Here is a 10,529-nt window from a genome sequence, read left to right as displayed (position 1 = left end):
GTGTATATTTACTAATTTTCAGATTCAATTGGGAACTTAACGGTATACGTATGCTCTATCATATCATTATCCTCATTTCTTGCATGAAAAGTAATCTCAATTGCTGTGATATCAGGAAGATTTTCTTCATCTTTCACTTTAAAGTGGATATAGCCGTCTTTATGGTCATTTGATTTAGTAAATTCATCATCCCATGTATTTGTGAAAAAATCAGCTTCAACTTTTGAGCCATCAGCAAGTACAATTTCAGCATGATCTGGTGACACAAAACGATAAGTATTATCTTTAAGATACATTTTATATTTTAATGAGAGGAGAGTTTTATATGTGTCATCCTCCGTATCTTCATAGTGATCAACTGTGACTAGCTTCATATGATCAATATTAAGATTAATCGCATCCCAATCATCATTTTCATAGTTAGTATTATAAGACAATATGTCTTTTATTTTTGGATTAATATTTGTCGACACGATTTGTTTAAAATAGCCATCATCTTTAAGATACCCTTCACCTACGACTGCTTCATCACCAGAATCGTCTGTGTATAAAACCTCTGTTCCTGATACATCAGCAATTTTACTTGTTTCTTCTACTTTCCCACATGCGCCTAATAAGGAAAACATTCCGATGGTCACGGTTGCAATTCCTAGTCCTTTACTGTATTTCATTATTTTTTCCTCCAATAATATTTTTATTTTACCTTCTTTAATCAGTGTGTAAAGCCATGAGTGTGGGGACCTTCATTAGCATGCATAGAAACATTTGCTTTGGTCAGTTCAGAAATAGAGGAATTAAAGTCATTGATAAGTTCCTCTGCCATGTTCATTCCAAAATCTCCTCGGCAAACGAAACGTTGAATAACAACTTCATCCAAGTCTTTAGGCAATGGATAAGCTGGAACTTGCCAACCTTTCATTTGCAAGCGATCAGCTAAGTCATACAAAGTCCAAGCCACTTGTTGATCGTCTTTCAATTTGTAGCAAACAAGTGGGATATTCTCGCCATTGTTATAGATATCGAATAAACCTGTCTCTTCTATTGCTTTAGCTACTTTCATTGCTACTTTTTGGGTACGCTTGTGAATATCTCGGTAACCATCAAAGCCATAACGATAAAAATTATAGTATTGACCTAAAATTTGACTCGCTCCACGAGAAAAATTAATCGCCATAGTTGGCATATGCCCACCCAAATAGCTTACATTAAAGATCAATTCTTCCGGTAAATATACTCGATCTCGCCAAACAATCCATCCGACACCTGGATAAACCAGACCATATTTGTGACCAGAAGTATTGATTGACACTACATTTTTTAGTCGGAAATCCCATTCCAAATCTGGAAATACGAAGGGGGCGAACATCGCTCCACTTGCACCATCCACATGAATTCCTAGTGAGCGACCATTTTCTTGGTTATAATCTTCAACCAACTGGTCTAAAGCTTTGATATCATCAAATTTTCCTGTATAAGTGATTCCCAAAATACCAACAATTCCAATGGTATAGTCATCAACATAATTCATAACTTTGTCGATATTAATACTCATATGTTCCTTATCCATCGGTACAGTACGCATTTCAATATCCCAGTATACACAGAACTTTTCCCAGCATACTTGAAATCCTGATGAAATTACAAGGTTTGGTTTTTTCTTTTGTACATCTAATCCGCGAGCAATGGCTTCATTACGCCATTTAAATTTCATCGCCATGCCACCGAGCATACATGCTTCACTTGACCCAACAGTTGATGTACCAATCATCTTTTCTTGATCGGGAACATGCCATAAATCTGCAATAATATTTACACAGGCTTTTTCTATTTGTGCGGTACTTGGATATTCAGATTTATCAATAGCATTCTTTTCAAATGTTTCTGTCATTAGTTTCGTTGCTTCGGGTTCCATATACGTTTGACAAAACGTAGCCATATTTTGGCGAGCATTTCCTTCATCGATCAATTGATCTTTAATTAATCGATAGGCTAATTCTGGTTGTACTGGCTTTTTTCTCAATTTTTTTAAAATAACATCTTCACTTGATTGTTTGGTGCCGAACAGTGGTGTGTTGTTAGTCATTAATTTTTCCTCCAAATATTGGTTAGACAGATTTAATTATAAGGTTACGATCAACTGGGAATTTTTGTACAGTTGACTCTTCAAGTAATTTTTCGGTAATCATTGCTTTTGTAACACTATTACTATCATAGTCTTTATAATAGATTGATTTTGTCTCGTTGCACATAATACTAATAAACTGAGAATAATCTTGGTCACCAGTTTCTTTTAGTACAATTCCTTTAGGTATGCTGACAGTAGACAAGATATTCAATGCGTTCATAACGCCTTCTTCTTCATTCTCCGCTTGATCGATATATTCTTTGAAAAATGCAGCTCTGACAAAGCGTTCAGGAGGAGTATATCCACCGGGCAAGCTTGAGGTCCCTGTTCCTTGAGAAAAAGGGGTTGCTTCAAAAGAGTCAAATGTCACTGATGGAAGTTGTTTTGGCTGCGCACCTAAATAATTTCTGAGATTTTGAATATGCCATTCTAAATGCGGTGTATTTGTCATAACACGAACAGGATTTTCTTTAAAGTATAATTCTTTTTCAGTTGGTTCAATCACGATTACTCGACCATTTTTATCTGAAATAATCCAATGCAACGGTGTAACGAATCCTAATTCAGGAACAGGACGACTAACTAAATTTATTAACGGTAATTGTTCTTCTAAAGCATCCAAAGATTGAATATTTCCTAATACCCAAAGAATAAACTCGTGGGGACAAATATTAATTTTGTCAGTTTCTGCTTCTTTTTGGTAAACTGCTTCGCCAGGAAGATAAAGTTCTGCAATTGAAATTCCAGCTTCGTTGACGCCATCACTAACGAAATAGTTACCTGAAATTTGTTCTCCTGTTCCTAAAAAGCCTAGTTGATTGCTCCAGACCTTTTGATCACTCGCTGATGTCCATGAATAATCACGAGGAATATAAAGTGGTGTAACATTTAAGGGATATGAGAAATCCATTGTCCTTGCCAAAAGATGTTTCCGGTCTTTTGTTCTTGTAAAAATACTTGTACACATATTCTATTTCTCCTTTTATGATTTTTTGTTTTGTTATTACAATTAATATTTTAAGAGGAAATCATTGGTATGATTGTTTAGATGTTGTCGTTTATTGCGCCAATTTTAATACTTTTATACTCAGAATTTCTCTACTAATGGCTTAAGTATGTACATTGGTTATTTCCCCTACTTGATTTCAAAATAAGAGCCCATGACTATATCCGTCATGGGCGTTCAAGACCTTATTAACTGGAAGAAACTACTTCACACTGTGCAAATCATCTTTATTGATGATCCCACCTATGATTTTGGCCATTCCAAAAAGCAGGAAGTAATTGCCTATCAATGTCGGTACTGCAATAATCAATGTATCACCACCAATAAGAAGCAATAAACCTATTAGACAGCCAATCAAATCGACAATCAGTGAAAAGTAGTAATACGGCATTGCAATCAGTTTAGCCAAGTCCAACATGAAGAAGGACAATACTGAATCGCAGATAAACCAAAATCCAAAAAGTATTGATAATGAACTAACATCTAGCGTTGTATTCACTATCAAGATCAATCCAATGATACAATCCACAAAGCCTATCACAAGTGCTGAATATTGTTTGCGTTTAGTTCTTTGTGCAATTTTTTGATGATTCATCAGTTCAAAACATCCTTTGATTAATGAAAATACGCCGACTAATTGAATAGAAGCAATAACGCTTTCCTTTGAATACCTCATGGCTAATATCGCCATAATCAAGTAAATGATTCCAGTCAACAATTGTAGGAAGCGATAAGATTTTATAAAACTTTTTTTATTATTCATGATGTATCTCCTTCTCATGTACTTTATCTTTTTTCTTTGTTATTTTAATTTGTTCTGCTAAACGTTCTTTGTCATCTGTCTCTAAAGCTAACATTTTTTGATTATCATTTAATAAGGAAACATCTCGTAAATGTTTTTTTTGCAATATAGCCATAGACACACGTAAAAAGATAAGAAATAAAACTATCAATGAAACTAATATTGTAAAACATTTAATAATCAATTGGTGGCTTATTCCGCTGGCAATTGCATTTCTAAAAGCGTATAAAGAATAAGTCATTGGTAAAAATGGATGAATGATCTGGAAAAATTTTCCTTGCGTTTCGATTGGAAAAGTCCCTGCTGCGCCGCCAAGTTGCAAGACCAACAAAATCATTGCTACAAATCGACCAGGATTATCAAATGTAACTGCTAAAAACATCACAATCGCCATATAAGCCCAAGCAGTAATGAGGGCTGTAACGTATAAAGCTGGAATACTATATGCTGGTAGCCCTAAGAGCAGCATAATTGTTACTTGGATAATAGCCATCATGGATGAAACTACAAATCCCAAACTTGCTTTACTTAACCACCACGCTCCACTACTTTGACCATCCATAGAAGATTTTCTGACTGGATACACAAAATTGAATAGCATACATCCTACAAACAATGCCAATGACATAATGTAAGGTGCTAAAGCTTCGCCATAGTTGTCTACTTTAGTGTAAAGATCATTATCTAGGGATACTGGATCTACAAACTGGTTGATAGTTTTATGAGTAATTTTCACACTGTCCGCCTTGTCGACCCCTTCGTCTAATCCATTTGCTAATTCTGCTGCACCAGCTTGAAGTTTTTTAATACCAGAAACTAATTCTGGTGACTTGCTGTTCAATTCGTTCAATCCAGCATCTAATTGTTCGCTACCTTTATACAACTGTTCGACACCACTACTCAAGCTTGGGATTTTACTATTAAGTTCACCCAATCCATCAGTTAACTGTGAACTACCGGAAGAAAGTTGTTGTACTGCTGACTCCATTAATGGAATATCCTCAGCAGCTGTATTCAGCATCTGGCTCAGCTGATTTAATTGGGCAATAATTTGTTGTGCACCTTCAGCCTTAGGAACAATCCCCATAGCTTCATCTAACTGCTGACTTCCAATTTTTATAGCTGATAAAGTATCTTGAACATTTGCTGTATTTTTTGACATACTACTAGCCACTTGACTCATTTCACTTGCTTGTAGTGCCAATTGTGCTGTAATTGTTGACAAAGCATCCAAGTTTCCATTAATTTCATTTATATGAGCGGTGATAGATTGATTTAAGTTAGTTAAATTTTGATCCACAATACCGCTAATGTTACTAATTAAACTATTTTTCGCTTCTTCCGATAATTCCTGATTAGTTTGAATCAAATCTTTAATCTGGCTGGTGATTGTTTGGTTAGCCGTTCCTAGATCTCCAGCAATGACCTGTAATTTAGATGAAATCGCAGAATTTTGTTGTTCTATTTCATTGGCATCAATAGAAGCTTGATTTAAAGCCGTTGTATTTGTAATTAACTCTGCTAATTGATTTTGTGCGCGTTCAATCTGTTCATTCAGCTTGATTCTCGTTTCTTCACTCAAATGATTTTCAAAATTTTCTAGAGCATCAGCCATATCTTGTGCAGCTGTTGATAAATTTGAGAGTCCACTATCTAATAGATTGATACGGTTTTGATTAGCTTGAATCCCTGCTTCGACTTTGTTTAAAGCTGAACTAAGTTCTTGTGATCCGTTCGCTAATTTGTCGACACCGCTGGCCAAAGGTCCAACCGCTGATTCCAACTGTTCAGTACCCGAAGCTAATTTATTGGCACCTATATCTGCTTGTGAAACACCATTCGTGTACTGATCTATCCCTGTTTCAAGTTGCCCTGTACCTGAAGATAGCTCATTTGCTCCAGAAGCAGCTTCACTAATAGCCCCAATCATTTTGCTTGCTATCTGATCGACAGCACTAGCATATGCTTCTACTACTTGATTTCGAATTTTGATCTCCAATGCATTGGCAACAACCTCTGAGATTTCTTGTCCGATATAATTGTATGAACCATTCGTTGTGTAGATAAGTTCCATTTTCTTTGGTTCGTTATCCATAATGCTAACTGCTGATTGCGAAAAATCTTTTGGTATTGTCACAATAGTATAGTACTTCATATCTTTCATGCCTTCTGCAGCTTCTTTTGAATCTACTATATGCCAATCGACATCTTTGTTTTTTTTAATATTATCAATAACCTGCTCACCAACATTGACTTTTTGTCCCAACATTTCAACAGATTCGTCTTCGTTGACTAAAGCAATAGGAAAATCTTTAATTCCTCCATACGGATCCCACAACGATTTATCAAAAACCGAAGTATATATAATAGGAATAAACGTTATTGCAATAACTGATATTAATAAGATTTTATTATTTAATAAATTTTTGAATTCTTTTAATGCCATCTTCATTATGCGCTACCCCTTGATATTTGTTCTTCCTTGTGACGTTTGCTATAACACTGATAAAAAATAAATGGACAAGCAAGTGTCACTACAAATCCAACTATTAAACTAACAAGATATAAACTACTTTTACCCTTTGGTACCGTTGAAGGAACAATGAATGCTGTGCAAACTGCAGCAATCGAAATCAATAGGCCGCAACCCGCTACGATTCCCTTAGTCCACTGACCACCAGGAATTTGGAATTCTCGGTTAAGCGATTTATGTTTAAATAAAAGTACGAAATAAGCTACGAAGAACAAAATATAGGCGCTTAAGTAAATCAATACTGTTAAAGAAATAGCTGTCTGAAAACCAACATTTCCACCTGATCCCTTAGATCCAAAAGTAAGTAATGCAGCCCATACTGTTACTATAAGTCCTTGAATCATCAAAATTCTAACTGGTACGTTATTTGCATTTTTTTGAGCCAACTTTTTCGGAAGCAAATGCTTACTTGCTGCAAATTGTAATCCTTCAGTTGGACTCACAATCCAAGAACTAACTTGTGCTAATATGCCGAATGAAGTTAGAAAGCCTATAATTTTAACTAACAATCCGACATGCCCTGGAGACATCAATTGCGTCGCCGTATCTATAACCCCTTGATTAGCAGATATTTTTCCTGTTAAAACCGTTGAAACGACACAGCCACCAATCGTGCTCATCATGATCCCAACGATGACTAAAACCATCAAAAGTTTTGGATAATTCTTTTTGCCGTCTTTTAAGTCCGAAAAGTGAGTTGCTGAAGCTTCTACACCCATATACGCTAAGACAAATGAGGTCAACGCTCCAATATTTCCTTTGTTAGGTAAGAAGGACGAATGTGTAAAGTGAGACGAAACAGCATGTCCTTGTTTAAAGTATGCAACAGTATATCCAAACAATACGAGTACCGGGAGAATGATTCCGACTGAGAACCCTAATTTCGCCATTTTAGCAGTTGTTTCGGTCCCCCGTAATTGCAAGAATGTCAAAATCCAAAAAATACCGACAACTGAGACAAATTTAAACACTGGATCATTATTCATTGCGGGTATTTCCAAAACGTACGATAATGTACCCACAATAAAATAAATCATTGTGACAAAACCAACTGTGACTTGGAACCATTGAAAGAAAAGCGCTGCAAACCCGTATTTCTCTCCAAGTGGTTTTCCAACCCAACTATAAATGCCTCCTTCTTGATAACCCTCAATTGTGGCAAGCTCTGCTGAGCACAAGGACACTGGTAAAAACCAGAAGAATCCACAGAGTAATAAATAAAAAACCAATGCTTTACCCACAACTGCAAACGTAGGATACTCATATACAGTAACAAATAATGAAGCTGTCATTGCAAAAAACGAAAAATTTGACATACTGTTTTTTTTCATGTATTTAAATTCCTTTCATCCATTTCTATTTTTATTTTATTTTCTTTTTTAGTTTACTAATGAACAGGAAGTAATGTTATGCGATTATTGTCGAAATAAAAGACAAACCATACAAAAACTCCATTACTTGAACAATAAAAAGAATTGTAGAAGTGAGAGAACTATTCGAACAATACTTTAAAAACAAAAAGATCAGCACAAAACTGATCTCTTTTTGACAAGAATATTCTATTTAATCAGTATCAAAATTAATCTAAATGATTTTGTGCAGTTTTTATATCTTCTTGAACTTCCTCATAGTCAAAGCGTTCAATTGAACCGTTGTACTTTTCGACAATCATTGTATTTAATAATGTCTCGTCCGTTTCATCAATATATATCAATAATCCAACTTGATTTCCTTTCAATTCACCAGCGATTTTATCAAAAACTGTGATTGTTTTTTTATTTTTCAAATAATTAGTACTCATACCTGCAATATCTCCAACAATCCAACCACAGAGAACACCTAGAGGCCCCGCAAGTATACCTACCAACATGCCGATTAAACTCCCTTTGACCACACGATTACCACTTACGTAGTCAACACTATCTTTGATTGTAATATCTGTACCTACTTTATTTTTTTCAATTACTGCGGCTTGTTTGATATATAAGGTATTACTGTTATTAATATTTTTCATTTGTGAGAAGGCTTCATAAGTAGTTGCTGAATCCGAAAATGTTACTAATGCTATTTTTTTCATATTATTTTCCTCTTTCCTTGTAACTGTAGTCAACTGTCTGTATTCTTTAACTGCTTTACATGTCTGATGGTAATGGTTTAATGTTTTTGGCACTTAAAATTTTTTACAGCCATCTATAGAAATTTTATTGTAGATATTTAAGGAATAGATTTCTCCTAGATCCATTGTTCTTTAGTTAAAGAATATTTTTTCATGTTAGTACATGTAACTCTCTATAATCATTAATTTCTTAGTTAAGTAAGCAGAAAACTTTTTTGTTCTAATTTAGAAATGGCTTCTTCAATTGTTGTTGCTCTTACTTGAACCATTTCATTTGACGCTAGGTACACTATAAATTGATTTTTATCTATATTGAATGTTACACGATATTCTAGATCATTTGTTTTAAATTTCATTTAGTTTACTTCCTTTTTTACATCTGCTTGACTCCTTTCAAGCAGTGCATGATTTTTTTCCTATTAAGCAAACATTCTCTTGAATGTTTTTAAGTACATCTTGATATTATTATAACGAGGTATCTCAAATACTTGAGACATCCGTACATACGAAAAATCGAATGCTCCGGGTTCACTTGAGTGGATAACACATTGTTAGTAAAGATAGTTCGTTAAGTTTGCTCTACAAATCATCTATTAAATGCAAATCTTTTTAATGTTTTAGAACTACTTGATTGCATTCAGTTTGGTTGAATTGTTAAATATGCAGATGCATAAATCATATGAACTGATACAATATTTTAAATACTTACTATGACCTCTACTCCGTTTTTCTAATATCAATTAATCTTAGTTATATTTTTCCTATATATTCAATTAATTTTCTAGGTTACTTTTTTTCATTCACTTTAATTTAAGTTTGTTTGAAAAAATTACCCAATCCTAAGTTAGTATACGATGTACCCGCAGATAACAATTTCATTTGGTTTAATATTAGTGAAATAAAGTTAATCTTGACTAACAACCGAAACTGTCGAATCTATTTAACTGATTGATGAATTATCTTTGATGAGATAATTGAATTTAACGCATTCAATATCCTTGTTTACGGATCCGTAAACAAATATGCGATAATTAAGCATTCGTCAATCACAAGCAATATTTTCTTTGTTATTTACTATTTGATAATATTGCTTGATAATCATATGTCATTGAAAGATTAAGTGCTTCATCGTTTGATACTTGATTTTCCAATGAAAAAAATGAATATCTGGTCCTTTCCATTTTTTCTTGATTAAAGTAAATAGTTGCTTCCTTATTGACGCATAAACTCTGACTATTTTGCTTTTTTTATGGTTCTCACTCCTTTATTTTCGCCTACATTTAGTATTATGTTTGTCATAAGATTGGGACTCATTTTGCAAGATTCCTGTTTTTTTTCCTGCATAAAAAATTCCTAATGCGACAACACCTAAACCAATACTCGTTTTTACTAGATTATTCATCAAATGTTTCATCTACCTTTCAATATAAATATCTTACGCATACATCAAAGTCAGATATTGTTTCATCCTAAAATTTATGCGATTAATTTCATGTAGAATGTGCTTGAAAAATTAAAATCTCTTTTTCTCAACAACCGTTTTGCTGAAAAAATATTTATAGTATCTTGCTCGATGGTATCTATTTTCACTTTTTTTGATCGAGCTCATTGATTCAGTGAAGGATATTTTCGACCAATTTGCTAACTTGCTCTATGCCTGTTGAAATAGAGCGCTTTCTTCATCTACATTAGTTCATCAATATAATCTTCGAAATCAACCATTTCTTTTTCATCATATGTTTCATAAAGATTGGCTTCATGTAAGATATGCTTGATCTCATGTAATGCTCTTTTCTCAATGAACCATCTCTTTAAAGCATGCTTCTTTTTATCTTGTTCTAAGGTATTCAATTTTGCTAATTCGTAATCTAATTTTTTCATTGTTTTTATAATATTCTCTACTACATTCTTGTCCTTTTTTTCGTAATTTTTCATATATATATCACC

General features: G+C 33.9%; 9 protein-coding genes. All 9 read right to left on the bottom strand.

Annotated elements, in window-relative coordinates; genetic code table 11:
- Nucleotides 1–11: 11 nt before the first annotated feature.
- Nucleotides 12–671 (bottom strand): hypothetical protein, encoded by a 660-nt coding sequence (locus A5883_RS18055; RefSeq protein WP_086339266.1) that lies wholly within the window; start codon nt 669–671, stop codon nt 12–14.
- A 41-nt stretch (nt 672–712) separates the two neighbouring features.
- Nucleotides 713–2,083, bottom strand: a complete 1,371-nt coding sequence (locus tag A5883_RS18050; RefSeq protein ID WP_086339265.1) for a glutamate decarboxylase — start codon at nt 2,081–2,083, stop codon at nt 713–715.
- A gap of 22 nt (nt 2,084–2,105) precedes the next feature.
- On the bottom strand, nt 2,106–3,092 hold the full coding sequence (locus A5883_RS18045) for a choloylglycine hydrolase family protein (RefSeq protein ID WP_086339264.1): 987 nt from the start codon (nt 3,090–3,092) through the stop codon (nt 2,106–2,108).
- 241 nt (nt 3,093–3,333) lie between these two features.
- Nucleotides 3,334–3,894 (bottom strand): DUF308 domain-containing protein, encoded by a 561-nt coding sequence (locus tag A5883_RS18040; protein WP_086339263.1) that lies wholly within the window; start codon nt 3,892–3,894, stop codon nt 3,334–3,336.
- Nucleotides 3,887–6,385, bottom strand: a complete 2,499-nt coding sequence (locus A5883_RS18035) for a YhgE/Pip domain-containing protein (RefSeq protein ID WP_086339262.1) — start codon at nt 6,383–6,385, stop codon at nt 3,887–3,889. Before A5883_RS18035 ends, A5883_RS18040 begins: the two co-directional genes overlap by 8 nt.
- Entirely contained in the window at nt 6,385–7,797 is a 1,413-nt protein-coding gene (locus tag A5883_RS18030) for an amino acid permease (protein ID WP_086339261.1), read from the bottom strand. The genes A5883_RS18035 and A5883_RS18030 overlap by 1 nt, the downstream gene beginning before the upstream one ends.
- A gap of 248 nt (nt 7,798–8,045) precedes the next feature.
- Nucleotides 8,046–8,543, bottom strand: a complete 498-nt coding sequence (locus A5883_RS18025) for a hypothetical protein (RefSeq protein WP_086339260.1) — start codon at nt 8,541–8,543, stop codon at nt 8,046–8,048.
- Nucleotides 8,544–8,776: 233 nt separating this feature from the next.
- Nucleotides 8,777–8,938: a hypothetical protein gene (locus tag A5883_RS19310; RefSeq protein ID WP_176324028.1), complete on the bottom strand. Its 162-nt coding sequence runs from the start codon at nt 8,936–8,938 to the stop codon at nt 8,777–8,779.
- Between the two features lie 1,327 nt (nt 8,939–10,265).
- The gene (locus A5883_RS18020) at nt 10,266–10,517 is read right to left on the bottom strand and encodes a hypothetical protein (protein ID WP_086339259.1); all 252 of its coding nucleotides are present in this window, start codon (nt 10,515–10,517) and stop codon (nt 10,266–10,268) included.
- Between the last annotated feature and the right edge of the window lie 12 nt (nt 10,518–10,529).

Origin of the sequence: Enterococcus sp. 5B3_DIV0040, assembly GCF_002140755.1 — a bacterium.
Classification (GTDB): Bacteria; Bacillota; Bacilli; order Lactobacillales; family Enterococcaceae; genus Enterococcus_D; species Enterococcus_D casseliflavus.
Note: the sequence above shows the minus strand (reverse complement) of the source record. Positions and strands in the feature narration are given on the sequence as shown.